16 protein-coding genes and 1 other RNA gene are annotated in these 21,170 nt (G+C 37.1%); 12 read left to right on the top strand and 5 right to left on the bottom strand.

The features are described 5' to 3' along the window. The first annotated feature begins 7 nt into the window (after positions 1–7). Positions 8–407: a transfer-messenger RNA gene (gene ssrA / locus ACY650_RS03290) on the top strand. Between the two features lie 259 nt (positions 408–666). On the opposite strand, the gene ACY650_RS03295 is transcribed toward ssrA, so the two are convergent. Genes ACY650_RS03295 through ACY650_RS03305 form a run of 3 tightly spaced genes read right to left on the bottom strand, consistent with a single transcriptional unit; the run spans position 667 to position 5,062 of the window. After that, entirely contained in the window at positions 667–2,034 is a 1,368-nt protein-coding gene (locus ACY650_RS03295; RefSeq protein WP_462251709.1) for a leucine-rich repeat domain-containing protein, read from the bottom strand. Next, a complete protein-coding gene (locus ACY650_RS03300) occupies positions 2,027–4,714 on the bottom strand; it encodes an FtsX-like permease family protein (RefSeq protein WP_462251711.1) in 2,688 nt (895 codons plus the stop codon). Before ACY650_RS03300 ends, ACY650_RS03295 begins: the two co-directional genes overlap by 8 nt. Positions 4,715–4,717: 3 nt before the next feature. Next, positions 4,718–5,062: a PadR family transcriptional regulator gene (locus ACY650_RS03305; protein WP_462251713.1), complete on the bottom strand. Its 345-nt coding sequence runs from the start codon at positions 5,060–5,062 to the stop codon at positions 4,718–4,720. Between the two features lie 261 nt (positions 5,063–5,323). Between ACY650_RS03305 and ACY650_RS03310 the strand changes: the two genes are divergently transcribed. The 5 genes from ACY650_RS03310 (at position 5,324) to ACY650_RS03330 (ending at position 11,910) form a co-directional block, all read left to right on the top strand. After that, positions 5,324–6,403, top strand: a complete 1,080-nt coding sequence (locus ACY650_RS03310; protein ID WP_462251715.1) for a sensor histidine kinase — start codon at positions 5,324–5,326, stop codon at positions 6,401–6,403. Positions 6,404–6,405: 2 nt separating this feature from the next. Next, positions 6,406–7,158 (top strand): LytR/AlgR family response regulator transcription factor, encoded by a 753-nt coding sequence (locus tag ACY650_RS03315; RefSeq protein WP_462251717.1) that lies wholly within the window; start codon positions 6,406–6,408, stop codon positions 7,156–7,158. Between the two features lie 110 nt (positions 7,159–7,268). Next, complete coding sequence (locus ACY650_RS03320) at positions 7,269–7,946, top strand: lysostaphin resistance A-like protein (RefSeq protein WP_462251719.1); 678 nt, start codon at positions 7,269–7,271, stop codon at positions 7,944–7,946. Between the two features lie 188 nt (positions 7,947–8,134). After that, positions 8,135–9,265 (top strand): helix-turn-helix transcriptional regulator, encoded by a 1,131-nt coding sequence (locus ACY650_RS03325; RefSeq protein ID WP_462251721.1) that lies wholly within the window; start codon positions 8,135–8,137, stop codon positions 9,263–9,265. Between the two features lie 188 nt (positions 9,266–9,453). Continuing rightward, complete coding sequence (locus tag ACY650_RS03330; protein ID WP_462251723.1) at positions 9,454–11,910, top strand: ABC transporter permease; 2,457 nt, start codon at positions 9,454–9,456, stop codon at positions 11,908–11,910. A gap of 140 nt (positions 11,911–12,050) precedes the next feature. Here the strand turns inward: ACY650_RS03330 and ACY650_RS03335 are convergent, their stop codons facing one another. Further along, positions 12,051–12,638 (bottom strand): hypothetical protein, encoded by a 588-nt coding sequence (locus ACY650_RS03335; protein ID WP_462251725.1) that lies wholly within the window; start codon positions 12,636–12,638, stop codon positions 12,051–12,053. Positions 12,639–12,749: 111 nt separating this feature from the next. On the opposite strand from ACY650_RS03335, the gene ACY650_RS03340 reads away from it, so the two are divergent. From ACY650_RS03340 to ACY650_RS03365, 6 genes are all read left to right on the top strand, one after another. Continuing rightward, a complete protein-coding gene (locus tag ACY650_RS03340; RefSeq protein WP_462251727.1) occupies positions 12,750–13,814 on the top strand; it encodes an alpha/beta hydrolase family protein in 1,065 nt (354 codons plus the stop codon). Positions 13,815–13,881: 67 nt separating this feature from the next. Then, positions 13,882–14,865, top strand: a complete 984-nt coding sequence (locus ACY650_RS03345; protein ID WP_462251729.1) for a hypothetical protein — start codon at positions 13,882–13,884, stop codon at positions 14,863–14,865. A gap of 51 nt (positions 14,866–14,916) precedes the next feature. Next, the gene (locus tag ACY650_RS03350) at positions 14,917–15,552 is read left to right on the top strand and encodes a DUF2306 domain-containing protein (protein ID WP_462251731.1); all 636 of its coding nucleotides are present in this window, start codon (positions 14,917–14,919) and stop codon (positions 15,550–15,552) included. A gap of 152 nt (positions 15,553–15,704) precedes the next feature. Continuing rightward, the gene (locus ACY650_RS03355; protein WP_462251733.1) at positions 15,705–16,100 is read left to right on the top strand and encodes a hypothetical protein; all 396 of its coding nucleotides are present in this window, start codon (positions 15,705–15,707) and stop codon (positions 16,098–16,100) included. Between the two features lie 19 nt (positions 16,101–16,119). Continuing rightward, positions 16,120–17,598, top strand: a complete 1,479-nt coding sequence (locus ACY650_RS03360; protein ID WP_462251735.1) for an alpha/beta fold hydrolase — start codon at positions 16,120–16,122, stop codon at positions 17,596–17,598. Positions 17,599–17,795: 197 nt separating this feature from the next. Next, entirely contained in the window at positions 17,796–20,609 is a 2,814-nt protein-coding gene (locus ACY650_RS03365) for a M1 family aminopeptidase (RefSeq protein WP_462251737.1), read from the top strand. Positions 20,610–20,843: 234 nt separating this feature from the next. On the opposite strand, the gene ACY650_RS03370 is transcribed toward ACY650_RS03365, so the two are convergent. After that, positions 20,844–21,119, bottom strand: coding sequence for a DUF6090 family protein (locus ACY650_RS03370; RefSeq protein WP_462251739.1), 276 nt, complete (start codon positions 21,117–21,119; stop codon positions 20,844–20,846). Between the last annotated feature and the right edge of the window lie 51 nt (positions 21,120–21,170).

Here is a 21,170-nt window from a genome sequence, read left to right on the forward strand (position 1 = left end):
ACAATATGGGGTCGACCGGAATCGACAGGAAGTGCAAAGCATACGCTAGCATGCCGGGTGTTGGATGAGCACGCGTGATCAATTCATTCACAATTATAATTGGCGAGTCTAACTACGCTATGGCAGCTTAATTCTTGAATAAAGTAGAGAATTATACGGGTTGAGCCACATAGGTTCCCCCTGTCACATCCTACTGTTCTTTGTCCTTGAGAACGGAGTTTAGGGTGTCATAATAAGGAATAGTCAGAGGTAGTGTCGTGGATCTTTGATGAAATTAAGCGACTGGTATCAGTAGTAGGTTGTTGTTCACCAGCTGCCAGTACGAGATAAAACAAGGATGACTAAGCATGTAGAAGGTTTATGGTTTCCTTTGCTGGACGAGGGTTCGAATCCCTCCGACTCCACTTCAAAAGGCTCACCTACCGGTGGGCCTTTTTCGTTTCGCCTTCAGGGCTCCCCTACATCCTGTCTTCTCACTAAAATGATCCACAGGATCATTTCTTAACGCTCAATCCTCTCCGACTCCACAAAATCAAACAAAGCTGGCCATAGGTCAGCTTTTTTGGTTTTATAGGAATTGGGATGAGAAACCGAAGATTTGAAATGAAATTCACGAAGGAAGGTGCGGCATCAAGTCAGAAGTTATTGATCAGCTGAGATAGCTTTTCATTCATAATCAATTATAAAAACCTTCACTCCTCTTTTGTACAGCTCACTCACAAGTTTGTCATAGCCTCTATTTGCTGGATCTAAACGATCGATCTTTGATTCTCTGAATGCCAATAAATCTAATCGCCCCATTTCAAGAATTTCGGCTGGTAAGATGGAAATATCTGAATCAGTGAAATCAATAGATTCTAAACTGTCGAGACTAAAGAGCTGAGTTGGAAATTCTGAAATGTAGGTGTTATTAATTCTTATATGTTTGAGACTAGACAAGTTCGAGAATGAAGCCGGTAGTGAGGTCAACTTGTTGTTATAAACATATGCTTCCTCAAGATTCATATTACCTATATCATCCGGTAGGTATTCCAATTCATTGTGATGCAGGAAGAGTGCAGAAATGTTTTGAAGTTTAGCAATCCCTTCGGGAAGCCTGCGAAGGCTATTGTTCTGTAAGGTCAATGACAAAAGATCTTGACATTTGTATAGTTCCTCTGGAATCGTTTCCAATCGATTATTGTGTAATTCAAATACCAGAAGGCTATCAAGCTCTTCAATTCGACCAGAAACACGTACAATCTCATTGTATGAAAGATCTAACCTTCTGAGGTTATTCATAAAGGATATTTCATCTGGCACTTCCGCAATATTAGAGTGGCGTGCCTCCAGCCACCTTAAGTCTTTTAGTTTTCTTGTATGTCTCAAGTGTGCTTCAAAGTGTATAAGGTTATTCGAATTAATGGTGAGTTTTTCCAGATGTTTGAGTTTTTTGATTCTTCGGGGCACACTCTCAAACCGATTGTAGTTCACATTTAGGGAGGTCAACCCTTTAAACTTTTTGACTTTTTTTGGAAGTGACGAAAGATTATTCCACGAGAGATTTACATCTTTTATTTGAGTGAACTTAGATAAAATAAATTCGCTTTTATCCAATTCATTTCCTGATAGGTTGACATGCTGAAGGCATGACATTTCTTTAAGCCATTGGGGTAGTTCTGAGATTTTATTAAAGGATAAGTCTAAGTGCTTTAGATTTTTATATCTATAAATAAAATCAGGTACGGAAGTCAGCTCCATGAAACTCAAATCGAGAGAGGTTACCTCCAGAAAAGATTCATTTGTTTCGTAATAAGCATATCTATTTGCTGCACTATTGTCTGCTTCACGCTGACCTTGAACTTTCAGATACTGCAGAGAAGAATCCATTCCATATTGATATCTAAGCTGCTCTGCGTACATAATGATCCTGTAGCGACGTTTCTTGCCCTCCTCCGGATCTGCTTCAGGAGTCTGCCCTGGAAGATTTAAAGCAAAAACATTTAGAAGCATGAACATTCTTGCCATTTTCATATTTCTTAGCAAATCATTCATTCCTTAAAGATTCCACTGGATTGGTTGTCGCAGCTTGAAATAAATGATAGGTAAGCGCCAGAGAAGTAAAAGCCAAACAAATGGCTGTTGATAAAAAGAATGGCCACAGTGTTAAGTCAATATGTTGATCATAATTGAGTAACCATTGCTTTACAAAATAAAATGCAAAGGGTGCAGCGATGCAATTAGCAATAACTAATAGGCTTATAAATTTTCTTGAGAGCAGGGCCAGTATTTTACTGATCGAGGCACCATTAATTTTTCTGATTGCAATTTCCTTACGCCTCATTTCTATGGTAAATGATATCAAGCCAATTATTCCCAGCGAAGTAATAAATATGATTAGAAAACTGACAACTCTGAGCAGGTCAAGAAACCTGTTCTCACGAGCATAAATGCTATTCAACTCCTGATTGAGAAAAGAAAAATCAAAGGCATAGTTTGGAAACGTTTCTTTCCATGCAGATTCAATTTGGTCTACCCCATTGATTACCTCATTTTCCCGAATTCTTACATAGATATTATTCACACCCCATTCATTCAAATTGATCATAAGTGGAGCCACCTTTTGATATGAAGGTCCAATTGAAAAATCACTGACTACTCCTATAACATTTTGATAATAATATTCTCCATTCTCATCTCTATCCCTGGACCTTAACCTCATACTAGTTGCTATATCTTCCCAGCCATATTGTTTCACCGCAGCCTCATTGATTAGGACAGCATGGCGCTCACTCTCTCCTCGGCTTTTCTCAAAGTCCCTCCCTATTATGATCGCACCTTCAATGGTCTTGATAAAATCAACATCAACGTCAATTCGATTCATTGATGTATTGATCGTTTGACCATCTACTGTTTCAAAAACGGGATCATTGGCATTCGCTTCTTCACTTAATGAGTTGTAAGAACTAGTGACTCCAGCTAATGAAGATTTATTTCCTAGCGTGTTCATGAAAACCTCCAATTTGTCATTTACAACAGGATCATTGGGTATCCTGAGACTGAGTAAATTGGTTTTGTTATAGCCAATCTCTTTATTCATAATAAAGCGAGTCTGTTTACCCACAAAAAGCATCCCGATCACTAAAATTGAAGACAAGCTATATTGAGAAATCAACAGCAAGGTTCTAAACCTATTCGAACTCCTGCCTTTTCCTAGCTTGCCTTTCAAGGCGTTTGAAGATTCAAATGAGACAAGATAAAATGCAGGATAAGCACCCGATAAAAATCCAATAATTAAAGAAAGAAGTAAAATGCCAGTCGCATTGGGTAGTGTTATAATCGTCTCAATTGACATATGTAAGCCCGACAATTCATTGAATAATGGAAGAAGGACAATAGAAAAGGCAATGCCTAAAAATCCCGAGATCAGTGCCAAAAGCACAGATTCTGAGATAAATTGTCCGATGAGTGAATGTTTTGATGAACCCAGAACCTTCCTAATGCCTACTTCTTTCATTCGTTCCGCTGAGCTCGCTGTGGCAAGATTTACATAATTAATACATGCGATGACGATTAGGAATAACATCATTACTGCCATGACTTGTACGTTGGTCCGACTTCCGTGTGGAAAAAGCTCCCATATATGTTCTTCATCTAAATAGATGGATTCTAATGGTTGTAGCAGGATATTGGCTTTTGCACCTTTTTTCTCAAAGAAGCCATTCAAGTGCTTTTGGCAAAAGGCTGGTATTTTCTGTTTCAACCCATCGATATCATTGAGATCATTTAGCAGCACATAAGTATAAACATGTCCTCCAAGCCATCGATTTTCGTCTGTCCTAAGAGGGATTGACGCAGATATCAAAGCCTCAATCGGAAGATGCGTTCGACTATGATCTTTAATTACTCCTGTGATTTTAAATGCCCTGGAAGCATCATGACCCACTTTCAGAATTTTCCCCATAACTTCAGTTGTCGAGAATAATTTGTTGGCCAAAGCCTCAGAAATGACAATGGAGTTCGGTTCAGCAAGAGCCTCATCAGGGTTACCGGCTGTCATTTCAATTTTAAAGACCTTCAAAAATGAAGCTTCTGCGTAGAAGACCTTGTTTGACTGGACTTGTACATCTTCATGAATGAACTCAGCGGAATGATCTGACCCTCTTTTATAGAACCGTATGACCTCTTCTACTTCCGGAAATTCTTCTTTCAGAGTAGGTCCGATGGGCTGTGCCACATTACTATAAACCGACTTTTGACCATCAAATGTCAGGTCGTAATTCACACGATAAACACGCTGTGAATCATCCAAATGCTGATCGTAAGAAAGCTGATCTGATACATAGATCCATAGCAGAAATGAAATAGCAAAACTTATGGCTAAACCAGAGATATTGATGCTGGAGTAGATTTTTCTTTTTCTGAGATTCCTCCAGGATACCTTGAAATTGGACGGCATCATCGAGAGGATGGATCTGTTTTTCCAGGGTGGTGTCTTTTTTCCATCACTTCTTGCAATGAAATATTCATCTGCAATGTCTTCCGGACTCAGTATCGATTTTTCTGTTGCCAGAATGAATGCGTCTTCTTCCCTGTACCCTTTCTCCAAATATTCATCAATGCGATCCCTAAGATTTGCCTCAATCTCTTCAATAAAGCCAGGTTCTAAACCTTGTTGCTTCCAGAGAGTTCTGATCCGTTCTTCTATGGCTTTTTCCAGATTGAATGGTTCCATTTGCTATCCCAGTTCTAATGTCAAATTGGAACTCCATAGTCTTTTCAGCGCAGTATTTACATTCATCCACTGACGCCTTACAGTCTCCCTTTCCTTCTTTCCTGATTGCGTCAGGAAATAGTACTTCCTCTTCCTTCCATTTTCAAGAACAACCCATTCGGATTGAATCAATCCATCATTCTCCATCCGATGAAGGACCGGGTACAGCATCGCATCTGTCCATTCCAGTTCCCCATTAGATAATTGTTCAATGTTTTTAATAATCTGATAACCATAGCTCTTTCCATGGGACAGAATGGATAAGACCAATGGTTTAGTAGAAGCAGCTACCAGTGTTTTGTAAGCCATAGTATTATTTTTTTACCTAATATTGTTAGGTACAAATATACATAATGACACGATGTATAAGAACAAAAACATAAAACCATTCAATATTACATCATCTCCTCACGACTTATATGAAATAGATGATTTACAAAGTTCAAGCATTTCAATACATACTCAATTAGTGGCAATTCAGATCAAAGTCGTTTCATTAATTGGAGATCACACTCCATCTTACCAATCTTTACACCAGAAATAGGTTTATTCACCCAGTATAAGATTGAAATGATCACCAATAAGGAAAAGCGTATACACTATCTGGGATTTGATGATAAATGGTTTGCCATCATAGGCATTTTGATATTAGGCATATCCACGGCCATCATCTTTACTCCACCCAATGTAGATCCTACCGCTGTAGAACTCGTCATCACCTTTATAGTTTCTGCATTTTTTTCCGCATGCGATTGGTTAATCAATAGATTGATCTTAATTCGGTTAAGAAAATTATACCCCAGCTTAAAGGATAATGTGAAGCGTATTGTCCTTCTTTTTTTCTGTACGTCCGTGACTGTGATAGTCGTTGACTCCTTAGGATTCAGTCTACTTTCCTGGCTCGCTGAGACTACTGGAGGCAATGCTCAGACTGGTTCTTTTCGGGTAAGAAGCTATACATTGATCATCATCGTTTTTCTAACGGTGATGATCATGGCCATCTATGAAGCTATTTACTTCTTTGGACTACTCAAAAGATCTATCAGAGAAGAAGAGCAGGCCAAACAGGCAATCATCCAAGCCGAACTTGATACTCTTCGGAATCAGGCCCAACCCCACTTCTTTTTTAATACCTTGAACACCTTGCGAGACATTATCGACCAAAGCCCAAAGGAGGACGCAAAGAAATTTGTAGATAAACTATCGGAGATATATCGCTTCTTGTTGGAGTCTGGCAACACTAATTTGATTTCCTTAAAGTCTGAGCTAAAGTTTGCAAAAGCTTACATCCATGTACAATCAGAACGGTTTGGAAGTAACCTAAAGTTGAATTGGGACATCCCATCAACAATAGAAAATAAGCTAATTGCACCAATGAGCATCCAATTGCTTCTGGAAAATGCCATTAAACACAATGTGGTTTCCAAATCTAAACCACTCGTCATAAACGTCTACGTGAAGGATGATTTTATTGTAGTAATGAACAGGATTCAAAAAAAATCCACACAGGTGCCTTCTACAAAAATGGGATTGAGGAACATTGAAAAACGATATGAGCTCATTTCAGACCGAACAGTAGAAATCGTGAATGATGGCAAGGAGTTTACCGTTATGCTCCCCCTAATGGAGGATAGCTTTTCAAAAGAATGACTATGCAAATCTTAATCATCGAAGACGAAATACGCGCTGTAAACCAATTACAGACAATGTTGAAAGCATGTGACTTCAACTTCGAATTACTGGAAATTATCGATACAGTTGAAGACGCAGTTAAATGGTTTCAACAAAATGATGCTCCAGATCTGATATTTATGGATATCCAACTAGCCGATGGGCTAAGCTTTGAGATCTTTCAAAAAACAACTGTAAATGCACCAATCATCTTCACTACTGCCTTTGACCAATACGCCATTCAGGCCTTTAAGGTCAACAGTGTTGACTATTTACTAAAACCCATTCAAAAGGACGATCTCGAAAAAGCCGTTCATAAATTCCTTCAATCCAATCACTCTTCGCCAATGAATCAAGTTACGTTAAAGCAATTGCTAAGCGACTTACAAGGATCTTCTAAAAGAGAGGGAATACTAGTTAAATCAGGGAGTGGTTTTGTACAGCTTAAAATCTCTGATCTACTCTATTGTTACTCAGAAGACAGTATCACCTTTGGTGTTACGCAGGACAAGCGTTTCATTATTGAAGAGACCATAGATGAGCTCTTCAGCACGCTGGATGAAACTAAATTCTTCAAAATCAATCGGGGACAAATAATCGCAAAATCTTCAATCTTGAAAATAGAACCTTACTTCAACCACCGAGTGATCCTTTCTTTGACCAATCCGAGAGATCAGCAATTCATCGTTAGTCGTCCAAAAACAAGCGAATTCAAAGGTTGGATGAACCGTTAATCCTGGTTGCGACAATTCAACTTGTATTAGCGATGGTTCAACAGAAAGATCTTTCTGCCCCCCTCTCGGGAATTGATATTGCACACATATCAATTTTAACGAACAGAAAGATGAAGAAATTCAGCCTAAAACAAATAGTGCTTCCGATAGTAACTCTGGCCATTATATTATTTATGTACTTTGGTCCGGTAACCAGAACAATCTTTGAAAACGTAATTATCCCCATCGTAATCATTGCGGCTTCCTACTTAGAATACAAGGGAAAAGCATTCTCATCACTGGGGTTTTATCGTGAAAAATTCACGGCTAAGAATCTTTTGCTAATTGCCCCAATAGCAGCATTTGGTCTTTTTGTTTTCTACGTAGTTGCCTTAGTTCCTGCAATCGAGATGTTGACCGGGATTCCAATAGATTTATCTCAATTGAATGATTTGGAAGGAGACCTCCCTACCACTTTAATCTGGCTTGGAGTCATTTGGGTTACAGCAGCGTTTGGTGAAGAGATCATCTTCCGAGGGTTCTTGATGCGACAGTTTGCTAAATTCTTTGGTGAAAGTAGAGTCAGCCTAATATTGAATATCCTAGTCTCCTGTAGCTTCTTTGGATTCATGCACTGGCAGCAAGGAATCACAGGACAGCTTGTTGCCGGATCTACAGGCGCGATGCTTGCACTTGTATTCTACTTCCGTAAATACGATCTATGGTTCAATGTCATGGTACATGGATTTTTTAATACCATAGGTATACTTACCTATTACTTCGGCTTGGCTCAAGCATATTATAGCTAGTCCGTAACGTTGATAGCTGCATGATCCTCATACATACATATCACAAAAGCTCTGGTTGCATTCTGAAGGTTCTCAGAATCTGTGACCAGAGGTTTTAAAGGCAATAGAATCAACTAACACCAACCAATGAGCGATATAACTTAAATGATAAGTACTATCAGATGCTAAAACAACAAGTAAATTAGAATATGGAAATAGTAAAAATCCTAATCATTCTTCTCTTAGCTATTGGCTCAATCCAAGGTCTGATTTATGGACTTATACTATTTAAATCGACTTCTCAAAACGGACTAGCGAATCGTATCCTCGCAATTATCCTTTTTTTATTCTCCTATCGTCTTACAATTCAAATAATGAGATTGTTTGGTTTAGGCTATTACGATACTTGGTATTACCTCATGATAGATATTAGTTGGATCTATGGGGCAATCCTTTACTTCTACATAAAAGCCCAGACTCAGCATCAATTCACATTTAAAAAGAAAGACTGGATACATTTTCTTCCTGTAGGCATTCAAATTACATGCAGTGTTTTTGTGAGGCTGCAAAATTTATATTGGGACGGTACACGAGAAAGTCTTTCCTGGCTAGGGTACTATGGTTATGTGATCTGGATGAATAACTCAACCATTTATATCGTGGCTAGTAGTCTTATCATCCTTTATGCCTACAAATCACACAAACTACTTAATGGACTAAGTACAAATTTTGAAATTGATCCTGCTAAACTTAATTGGATCAAACGAATCATCACGTCTTTTTTGATCTACTTCTCAATTGTCTTATTGGTTCTTTTATTGGATTTAATTGTCTTTAAACTTGGAGGCAATGGCTCATATTACTACTTCACAAGATTTTACTACTATCCTTTTTTCATTGGCATTGCCGTTTTGACCTATTGGATTGGTCTGGAAGGATATTCCAGGCGAAACGATCGTGAACTTGCCATTAAAACAAATTCTACACCAATAGATTTAGCAAAGCTTAAAGACATTTCGGATACCTTAAAAGAGGCTATGCTAAATGAAAAGTTATACAAGGATCAAGAGCTTTCATTGCATAGTATCGCTAAACATTTAGGAATTAAATCTTATCTCATTTCAAGAAGTCTCAAGGAAATAGAGAATAAGCGATTTAATGATTTTGTAAACGAATATCGAGTGAATGAAGTCAAAGAGCTTCTGAAAGACCCCAATAATTCAAGGTTCACATTACTCAGTATTGCAATGGATGCAGGATTCAACTCAAAATCTTCCTTTCATCGTGCGGTTAAAAAGCAACTTGGCATTTTACCAAGTGAACTTAATATCAAAGACTAGTGTCAATTTTCTAAAAGACACATTTCCAGCTTATTGAATAGGTTTCATCTATAAAATTGAACCCCAAATCATTTTTTGAATTTGTAGAATTGCTTCAATATCGAAAAAATTCTAAAACGAAAATGCCTTGTAAAACTACTCGCAGATCATGCGAATTATGAGGTCAGGAAACTTAAAACTCAATGGAAATGGATATGACTATGTTTAGAAACTACTTAAAAATCGGAATCCGTAATCTCTGGAAATACAAGTCTGGGACAGTAATCAATGTCATAGGACTATCTACAGGAATAGCTGCGTTTTTACTGATCACTCTTACCATACGATATGACCTCAATTTTGACAAGCACTTTGAAGATATCGATCAACTTTATCGCGTGACAGTAAAAAACTATTCTGCAAATGGTGAACTAAGCAGGCACTGGGCTCTTGCATCTGCCGGTCATGCAGATCGGCTAAAGGAAGACTACAGTAACATAGAAAACTCAGCCAGAATTTACATGTCGTCATTCCCTGATTTGACTTACAAAGAAAAGACCTTTCCTAAAGAACAGGTAGTATTTACAAGCGAAGACTTTTTTAGCATTTTTTCTTTCAATTTTATTAAAGGAAATAATGAAAATGTATTTCCTGATCTCTACTCAATTGTTCTTACTGAATCTACAGCAATCAAAATTTTCGGAAATGATTGGAAGGATAAAAACATAATAGGAAGAAGTATTGAACTAGCTAGTCAAAAAACTAAAGCTCCTTTTAAAGTGACTGCAGTAATCGAAGATATGCCTGATCAACAGCACTTTCACTTTGATTATCTAGCTCCCATTAGATTTTTGGAACTCGACTTTGATGAGGATGCTATGAATCGTATAGGTGGTAATTATAATTGGCTTACTTACATAAAAGTCTCAGAAAGCACCAATATCCAAGAGTTGGAGGATCAAATAAATAACCAATTCTGGGATAAATACATAGGTGCTTTCGATGATGGCACAATGGCTAGAGATTATTATGATTTCTACCTGCAACCAGTCACCGATATTCATACAAAGTCTAATCTGAATGGAGAAGTTGAGCGAAACACTCCTATGAGGCTACTTCAAATTTTTGGAGTCATTGGTGTATTGCTTTTACTCATTGCTTGTATTAATTATATGAATATTTCAACCTCTCATTATTCTAGAAGAATGAAGGAAGTTGGTGTGAGAAAAGTGGTTGGCGCTTATAAAACAGCACTTGTAAAGCAATTTTTGATAGAGTCAATGCTAATCACCTTCATCTCTATTCCATTTTGCTTATCTCTCGTCTATTTCGCAATTCCACAAATGAATAGGTACTTGGAGATTAACCTGGTATTTAATCTGCTTGATGAACCGGGGTTGTTGCTTTTGCTTTTTCTCGTGATTATCATCGTAAGCATTATTGCAGGATTATATCCAGCACTTTTCCTTTCTAAAATAAGTCTAATAAGTACTCTCAAAGGAGAACAGAAATTTAGTGATCGGTGGAAATTTAGATCAATACTTGTCACCTTTCAATATTGTGTTACGATCGGACTCATTTTTTCCATTGTAATTATTGAAAATCAGCTTCAGTTTATTAGGAAATCAGACCCGGGGTATAATCGTGAAAATGTTATTCGAATGAACCTACCAAGGGGTTTTAATAAAGAATTGTTTAAAAATGACCTACTGAGTAACCCTAATATCCTTAAGGCCTCCTATTCTTCTCGAATACCCACAGGAAGACTTAACGACTATTGGGGAGCTCGACATTTTAGAGGTGATTCACTAGTGAATACTGATTTTCGACTATCGGTTGTATCAGTGGATCCTGATTTTATGGATACTTATGAGATTGAACTTGTCGCTGGAGAGAACTTCAGAGATAATATGCTCACAGTACTTGATTGGGACACAGTTGTTTCTAGCTATTACATTATTAATGAAGCTGCATCCAAAGCATTAGGATACCAAAATGCCAATGAAGTTTTAAATGAGAAAATAAAATACGGAATTACCCAAGGCCGAATAATTGGTGTAGTAGAAGATTTTCATTTTGAATCACTGCATAATGAAATTGAACCTATGCTATTTATATATCAGGAAAATTTCAGAGGTCTTAGCGCTAAAATATCTTCCAATAATATTCAGGAAAGCCTCGATCATATTGAAGAAACATTTGCTAAATATGAGTCAGCAACAAGCGTTCAATACAACTTTGTAGATGAGCTATTTGAAAGACAATACTTAAAAGAAAAGATCTCGGCAAACCTTATTAAGGTATTTGCTTCTATTGCCATTTTAATAAGCTGTTTGGGACTAATCGGGCTGGTTGGTTTTACCATCGAAACTAAATTAAAGGAAATTGGGGTGCGCAAAATCCTTGGAGCTTCACCAGCGAATATATGGCACATGATCAGTAACGACTTTCTGACACTTGTAATTGTTGCCTCAATCGTTTCTTTACCAGTCATGTTCTATTTGATGAATGAGTGGTTAAATGCTTTTCAATACAGAGTTGATATTTCGATGCTCAACATCATACTACCCATTCTGGCAGCTTTATTAATAACACTCGCAACCATTTCATATCAATTAATTAATGCTACCAGAGTGAACCCTGTGGAGTGCTTAAAAGATGAATGATATGAATGAACTCTAATACTCGTTTTACAGAGATTTCTACACACGATATCACTGTAAAGCGAGTAGATGTTACTTAAAGAACAAGTCTTGAATAGAATCCAGATAGTAAGACAGACCGGGAAAATGATTGGTTTGTGGGTCTATTTTCTGCTTGGAGGCATTACTTCATGCTTTTTTGATGAAGAACTATCAGCTGAAACAGTAGAAACATCATAATCAGACTCAAGCGTATTTGGAATTTTCGGAACTGCCAGAACCGTTCCATCTACCTTAATTACTGGAGTTTCCCCAACTTCCAGAACCGTTCCATTTACCGGAATTGCCGGAATTGCCGGAATTGCTCCTCTTTCTCGATTACCAATGGCATAAATAGAAATAACCGAAGCTAGTCCCAAGAATGCAAGAAGAAACCAATTTACCCTGATCGATCTGATCGATTTGTTTGTTCTGCGATCCACCCTATTCAATTGAGCCGCTTTAAAAGCAAGCCAATCTTCATAGCCTAGTACAGAAACCAATGCATTTAATGTAGATGGATGAGGAAGATTTGTCAAGTTCAATGCCCAGATTCGTTTGATCGTCGACAGGCTGATTTTGATGCCCGACTCTTTCTCAATTAATTCAATCAAGTGAATAAAATTGCGCTGCTTCCATTCACCTTCGATCTGAAGTTTTTTCGCTAGCTGGTCTTTATAATCAATGATAAGTTTTTGCTCAGTTTGAGTCATTTATAAAAGTGAATTGAAAGTGAACTGTAAACGAACGCAATGGAAATATGTTCTCCGCAAGCTATCTATTTGATTTGTATCAAATATTACAAAAACTCAAAAATTTGACTAATGAAAAAATGTATGCTTATCTCATTCCTATGTTTTATAGGATTTTATTCTAAAGCCCAGAGTGAACGACAAATCTTCGAATTTGAGTTCGAAGGGGTAACGCTGAATGGGCTTCTAAATCTTCCAAAAGATCAAAAGCCAAAGGGCATTGTATTGATCCTTCACGGCTCGGGTAAGACTAATGCCGTAGAACGAAGTTGGCATGGCGATATTAGGAAAACTTTTGTTGAATCAGGATATGCTACTTATATGTGGGATAAAATGGGATGTGGAAAAAGTGGAGGCACATACAACAAGGACCAATCTGTTTTCAATAGCGCAGAAGAAGCCATCGCTGCTATAAATGCACTTAAAGAAAAGAATATTCCTGGTTCAGAAGAAATTGCACTGTATGGTGGTAGCCGCGGGAGTTGGGTAAACCCCATAGTTATAAATCAATATGATGGGATCAAATTTTGGATCACTGTAAGTGGTGTAGATGATAAAGAGAATTGGGGTTATCTCCTTCAACAAAACTTACGCATCGAAGGAATGCCGAAAGATTCAATCGATTTGCTTTATAACCAATGGATAGAAGGAACTAGAATATTTCATAGCGGAGGAAGTTATGGGGAATATTTGAATGCAACTAAAGAGTTCCGTTCAAACAAATTTCGGTTGCGCATTACTGGTGAAACGATTGGAGAATTAGATGATGCAGCTGAAAGAGAAAGATACTATAGTGCTCAAAAAGCCTTTATGAAAGAAAAATTAGATGAGGAGACAGGCTTATTAATTGTTATTGATGATTTTGATGAAATTCTATCCAATGTAAAAATTCCAGTTCTGGCTCTATTTGGTGAGAAAGACATGAATGTGGATTGGAAAAAAACCAAAACATTCTACGAGAGAACGATCACTCCCAATTCTAATCTCACGACCAAATCATTCCCTAACTGCAATCATAGCATGATACAGTGCGAGACGGGGGGATTTTATGAATTTGATGATACTGATTTACCCATTAAAAGATGTGACGGATTTCTTGATGCAATCAAAGAATGGCTTAAGAAAATTGAGGAATAATTTCTGAGATAAAATGGAAGTTAAACCTACCAAATTGAAAAATTCAAAATCTACAAAAAAGACTAAAATGAATAAAATATTACTTGCTTTGTCAATCTTAGTGTTGAACGGATGTACCTCCCAATCTAGTCAAGATACACCCACAGAATTTCCTGAATTAACTGGTATATATTTAGGACAATCAGAGCCAGGATTATCCCCTGAGATATTTGCGCCGAATATTATATCGACTGGAATGTCTGAACTAAACGCATGCTTTTCTCCTGATTTTTCAGAATTCTTATATACTATCATCACTGATGATGATCAATACGTGATTATGACCATGTCTTACCTGGAAGGAAAATGGACTAAACCAAAAGTTGCATCCTTTTCTGGAACCTCCTCAGATGCAGACCCATTCATCACTGCTGACGGAAAATGGCTATACTTTGTTTCTAAGAGAAATGCATCTCACTCCAAAAAAATAAAAGAAGATTGGGACATTTGGAGGGTAGAAAAAATAGGTAATGAATGGTCTAATCCTCAGAAACTTGGTGGAGATATCAATTCAGAAACTAATGATATCTACCCATCATTAACAAAAGATAGGACATTATATTATTCATCAGGAAAGGACCGTGGAAATGATAATAATGACCTCTATTATGCGCTGAGCAATGGTAATGAATTTGAGCCATCAGTGAGATTGAATGATTCAATAAACACACACTGGGAAGGTGATGTATTTATTTCACCTGATGAAGATTACATCATTTATTGGTCTTCTGGAAGGCCTGATAAAGGATTGTATATTTCATTTAACAACGATGGAGAATGGACCTTACCTATCAGAATGAACGAAGAAATCAATAAAACAGGCAATGAGTTTTGCCCGATTGTATCGCCTGATGGCAAGTTCTTCTTCTTTACGTCAGACCGAATTGTAGATAACAAAGAATCGAAGAGATCATTCTTCTCAACTTCAAACATGAATCCAGGAAATGGGAAAAATGACATTTATTGGGTCAATGCCTCGATCATTGAAAAGTATCGAAATTCAGGCCGATAGTATATCATTAAACTAATGAGGTAAGTAATTGGGATTTAAGCGATAAAAAATATGAATAAAGTAATTAATAGAACAACCTGGTGGATATTTAGCTTGCTCTGCGTTTTAATAGGGCTATATCCTGTTATATATTTTATAATTGACCGTCGATTTGGATTATTATCATCTAAGACAGAAGAATTACTGACCAACCAAATTTGGAATGTTGGCTTTTATGGTCATATTATTTTAGGCGGAATTGCTTTATTGATAGGTTGGACTCAATTCAGCGCTAAACTTAGAAGAAAAAGGATAAAACTGCACAGAACTATTGGTAAGATGTATATCTTCTCTGTCTTCATAAGTGGTATTTGTGGAATTTATATTGCTCAATTTGCAACTGGTGGTGTAAGTAATGTTATTGGGTTTTCGTTGAGTGGATTAGTTTGGTTAGCGACAACTTTCTTAGCCTACAATGCAATAAAGAAAGGCAATATTGAACAACACCAAAATAATATGCTGTATAGTTATGCAGTTTGTTTCTCAGCCGTTACCCTTAGGTTCTGGTTACCATTATTCACCTACATATTAGGAGAATTTGAATCGGCATACCTTCTAGTTAGCTGGTTAAGTTGGGTACCAAATTTGATAGTCGCATTCTACATTATAAAAAGACGAAAAATTAAGCCTGCCACTAACAACGTATAAAAAATAAGAGGGTAACACTCCACATGCAGAGTGATAGTGTCAATTTTATAAAAGACACATTTCCAGCTTATTGAATAGGTTTCAACTATACAATTGAAACCCATCTTCGTTTTTGAATTTCTAGGTTTGTTTCAAATCAAAAACTACAAAAAATGAAATTGGACTATCTAATAGCAATTAGTTTAATCATGCTTTATACCAATACAGTTGAAGCGCAACCCAGCAAAATGAACCTAGATGTCTTAGTAGGTTCATGGAATCTAGACATGACACCACAAGATCCCAGCGACGACAAATTCGCAAAAATGAACATATCATCTGTAGGAGAAAATTCCATAGAAGGTACCTTCTACAGAGAGGGTGTCAAAATAAGAGAAGGTCGAATAAATGTATCTGGAGGAACCATCTACGTGGCGCTTGTGTCCAAAGACAACTCGGGTACTTACAATACCTCATTTTACCTTAAGGAAGGTATGCTATACGGCACAACGCATGCTATAGATAAAAACTTTCTAGCCGTTTGGGAAGGAGAAAAACTGAAAAAATAATATGGTAATGAACAATTCAATGAATCAATTAAATTTCGTTCTAGCAATTCTGCTTTGCATCAATTGTTTCGGACAAACAAAAACGACCTTTGAACCAAAGTTTAAAGAGTCAAAAAAAACAACTCATAAAATTAAAAAGGGACAGCAATACACATTTGGCTATCTCGAAGTGTTGGAAAACAGGCAGAACCCGAAAGGTGGAACAATTAAAATTCCCGTTTATATTTTCAAAAGCCGAAGTGATAACCCAAAACCTGACCCGGTTTTATATACCGTTGGCGGCCCTGGCTATACTTCTATGCGCGCATCACAGTATATGGCATACTACAGATACCTTGATGACCGAGATTTAATTTTGTTTGAACAAAGGGGAACTCAATATGCAAAGCCAAGTTTAGATTGCCCGGAATGTTCGGAGGCGATTTCCCTTTATAATCATCCAGATTTTGATGAAACCAAAACAGATAGTCTTTTTCAAAAAGCTGCCAGAGATTGTAAGGAAAGATTAGAAAAAGACGGCAATGATCTAAGTAGTTATACAACAAACGATATTGCTGCTGACATCAACGACTTGATGAGCGTATTGGAAATTGAGGAGTATAATTTACTTACCATGTCCTATAGCACTAAAATTGGTCAGGTTTTAATACGCGATTATCCGGATAAAATTAGAAGTATCGTAATGGATTCTCCACTTCCATTAGAAGTTTCTTTTGACGAAGAAAGTGTGAATAATCTTTTAGAGACCGTAAACAAACTACTTGCTGATTGTGAAACCGACACCGATTGTAATACGGCCTTCCCAAATATTAAAAGTCGCTTCATAAAATATTTAGAAGATAAAACAAACAATCCACTCGAAGTGAAGGTAGAAAACCCAGAAAATGGGAAGTTAGAAACGTTTTATCTAAAAGGCGCAGACTTGATAAATGTATTCTCTTCTGCTCGAACAGGAGATGTGCCCAATATCCCTTTTGAAATAAATAAAATACTCAATAATGATTTATCCTCGGTAAAACAACAATTACAATCTGTATTTCAAAAACCCGGAGGTGGAATTGGAACTGGTATGCGTTTATCGGTTTGGTGTGCCGAAGAATACCCATTTAATTCTCAGGAAGTTATCACAACTGAAACCACTAAATATCCATCAGTTGAGGGATTGTCTCCTGCCACTTATGACAAGGAAGTGTGTGAAATTTGGGGTGTTAAAAAAGTAGCTGATATTGAGAATATGGCTATAAAAAGCGACATACCGGTTCTTTTAATAAGTGGGGAATATGATGAATTAACGCCTGTCAAATGGGCCGAATCAATGACCAAAAATCTAAGCAACAGTTTTCACTTGATTTTTAAAGGTTGGAAACACGGCCCCACTACCAACTGGGGTAATCCGTGCGCTATGCAAGCTGCTAACGATTTTTTCAATAATCCATTAGCGGAACCAAAACCAAATTGCATGGAGGAAATTGAAAGCCCAGCATTTAAAACAGAATAAATAACTGTTCACAACAAATGATATAGCACATGTATTTGCTTAGCTATCTGATATCGAATTATTGTAAGAAGGATACATGTGCTATATCTGAATGTTGTAGGTAATTTGGAGTGTACTTAACATTAGCATTTAATCTACATCCTAATATGTAATGAACGACTGGCATTCTCAAGTGTATTACATATCAAAAAGAACCTATGAAATCACTTTTAGTACTGGTATGCATCTTCATATTTCTTTCAGGACAAGCTCAGAATGAATTCAAAATAATTAAGGGAACTGTTCTGAACGCTGAAACAGGAGAACCGCTTCCTTTCTGTTCAATTTTCATTCAAGGCAAGACAATAGGTACAATTGCTAATCAACAAGGCCAATTTCAATTGAATGTTAGTTCCAATTTCGGAAGTGATACACTAACTATATCTCATGTGGGATACAAGAATTTTTATGGTATTGTAGATGAATTGGCAAGCGAATTAATAATCCGTCTGCAGGAGGCCGTTATAAACCTCTCAGAAGTATCTGTTAATGAAAGACGTTATACCGCAGACGACATATTCAATCTGGCATTAGAAAAAATTAAGAACGAAAATGGATACCCCACAAATCCTTTTAGATTGGATGGATTTTATAGAGAAATTCATACTAGTAACTCCCAAAGAACAGGTGTCTTGGAATGTGCGGTAGAAGTATATGACAACAGTCTGACTAAAAGTTTTAAGGAAATAGTCATTCCTCAATTCAGGAAAGTATATGACAAGCAGAAAAATACGGATCAGTTTATCGCCACCAAGGATGGGCACAATCACTTGCTTTTACTTCTTAACAATGGCATTAATTTGATTCCTCTAGCTAAGAAACATAAGACTTCTATCTGGAAGTTGCCCTTAGAGATAGAGAAAATAACATACTTCAATGATCGGATGGTTTATGTACTATCCAATGTCAACCCCCGAAGAGAGCTACGACTATTTATTGATCTTGAAGATTATTCCGTCTACAAAAACGAACTGATTTTGATGTCGGAAGAAACCGATCATGATAATTATGCCTGGAAGAGGATAAATACTGGTGGAGAGAAATGTGGTGCAATTAGAGATCATCAGGCTTACGAATATCGAAAGGTCAATGGGGAACTATATCCATATTACTCCTTTAGGAGGTTTGACTTTCGATGTTACGATCTTACCAAAAACATAATTTCTTCACAAGCCACGTTTTCGACAGAACTCTTGATCAACAATGTGGAAACGCAAAATGTACCAAATATCTCACCTGATAAATTGAAAAGGAAGAAAGGACTTATCAACAGAAAAGAACCATATGATTCAACATACTGGAAATATTTTAATGACATTAAAAGTGTTTCAAAAGATCAACAGCTTATAGAAGAATCTTTTTCTAGTAAGCCAATCATTGGAACCATTGCAGAAAAAACAAACAAGTTAGCGCCTTTGAATGACAACAAATTGCTGAAAATCGGTGATCATAGCACTTATGCATTCAATAGAGCAGATACACTTTTTGGTTCTTTGTCCATCAATTACCAATGTTACGATGTTGGCCACTATGATTTGGATGTAGAGATCGATCCTCAAAAAGAGCGATTAAAAGGAAGCTCAAGGATCACTTTCAAAATGATTAGATCCTCTTCGCAAATCCGTCTGGATCTTTATGAACACCTCAATATTAACAGCATCAGACTCAATGATCAAGAGCTAACGTATGAGAGGGATTTAGATGCCCTATATGTCAATTTTGAACACCCATTGGAAGCAGGTGGGACTTACTCAATTGTAATCAGTTATGAAGGAAGGCCCCTCGATTTGAATTTCGATATTTGGGCAGGAGCTTTCATATGGCAAACAGACGATCAGAATATACCATTCCTTCAATCGCTCTGCCAGGGATACGGATCCAAAGGTTGGTGGCCTTCAAAAAACCACCTATCCGACGAGCCAGACAGTGCTTCAATCAGCGTTACTGTCCCTGATAACTTAGTTGCTGTTTCCAATGGAGTCCTAACTAAAATTGACTCCTTGATTAATGAAAAGCTGACCTATCATTGGACGGTTAGCAACCCAATTAACAACTACAACATTGCAGTTCACATTGGCAATTACAAAAACAGTGTTGAGGAGTATTCAAGTAGAAATGGGAAAAAACTTGCGCTTGATTATTTCTTCCTAAAGCAGGATCAAGACTTGGCTCAGAAAAAGCTTAAAATGGTACCAAAAATGTTGGAAGTATATGAAGACTATTTTGGTCCCTATCCTTTTTGGGAAGACGGCTTTAAGTTAGTTCAGTCACCATATCCTATGGAACATCAAAGTTGTGTTGCAGTTGGTCAAAATTTTGATGATCGATTGATTTTGCATGAAGCCGCGCATGAGTGGTGGGGCAATAGTGTTAGTATCACTGACAATGCACACATCTGGATCAATGAAGCATTTGCCACATACGCGGAATCGCTTTACATTGAAGAAACACTTGGGTATGATTTAGGTCAAGAATACCTGAACGTAAAAAAAGAAGACATCCAAAACGACCATCCTATCGTCGGTATTGAGGGAGTTAACCATTTTCACTATCGAATCGAAGATAAATACTACAAGGGAGCTTTAATGCTCAACACATTACGCCATATAGTATCTGATGATGAGCTATGGTTTGAAACTTTAAAAAGTATCCAAGAAGACTTTAGACATTCTTTTATTGACACAGATCGTTTGCTGAACTATTTGAGTGAAGGTTTAAAAAAAGACTATTCGATTTTCTTTGATCAATATTTAAGAACAGTAAACATTCCAGTTTTAGCTGTCCGTCAAGTGGATCAGGGCTATAGGTTTAGATGGGAAAACACCATCAAAGATTTCATAATGCCCCTGAAAACAGATAGTGGAGTAATTATTCCCACTAAGGAATGGAAAACTTACAATCTAAATTTTACTAATCCGAGTAACATAAAGGACTTAGAAAGTAAATATTTAATAAAGGTGATTCTGAAATAAGCTACTTGTATGTGCAATACAAATTGCTAGTTTAGATGATTCAAATAAGGCTAGAGGCACTTGCCATCTGAGACATAGAAATCATGCTACAGCACTCAGTCTATCAACCAATTTTGAAGATTGACGACCCAACTTTAATACAGAGTTTCGATACAGGAGATTCACCTCTGAAGTAATTTTCAATTGAAAGCTAATTGATCAGTAATTATCGATCGTAAGGGAACTTGAAGAGTATTAAATTCTTATCTCAGGCCGATCAATGTTGTTCAGTAGTGCAAATGCCGATCTCAGCATGCGATCTCTGATGCCCATTTTTTCATCTAGCTGATTTAGATTGGAAGTGAACTCCGTCTTCAACTGCCCTAATATGGCCTGCTCCCTTTCCCTGTCTTTGCTAGACTGATTCCAATTATTTAGCGCAAATGCTCCAAGGACACCAATTGTAATCACCAGAATTTCCAGCAAATGCTCAGGCCATTTTTGAGAGAGGGTGGTTAGGATTCTCCTCATAGTAGTAATCTAAAATTAACCCTATTTCTCAAAGTAGGAAGTTAGAGGTAT

Source organism: Ekhidna sp. (genome assembly GCF_963691765.1).
In the GTDB taxonomy this organism is placed as follows: domain Bacteria; phylum Bacteroidota; class Bacteroidia; order Cytophagales; family Cyclobacteriaceae; genus Ekhidna.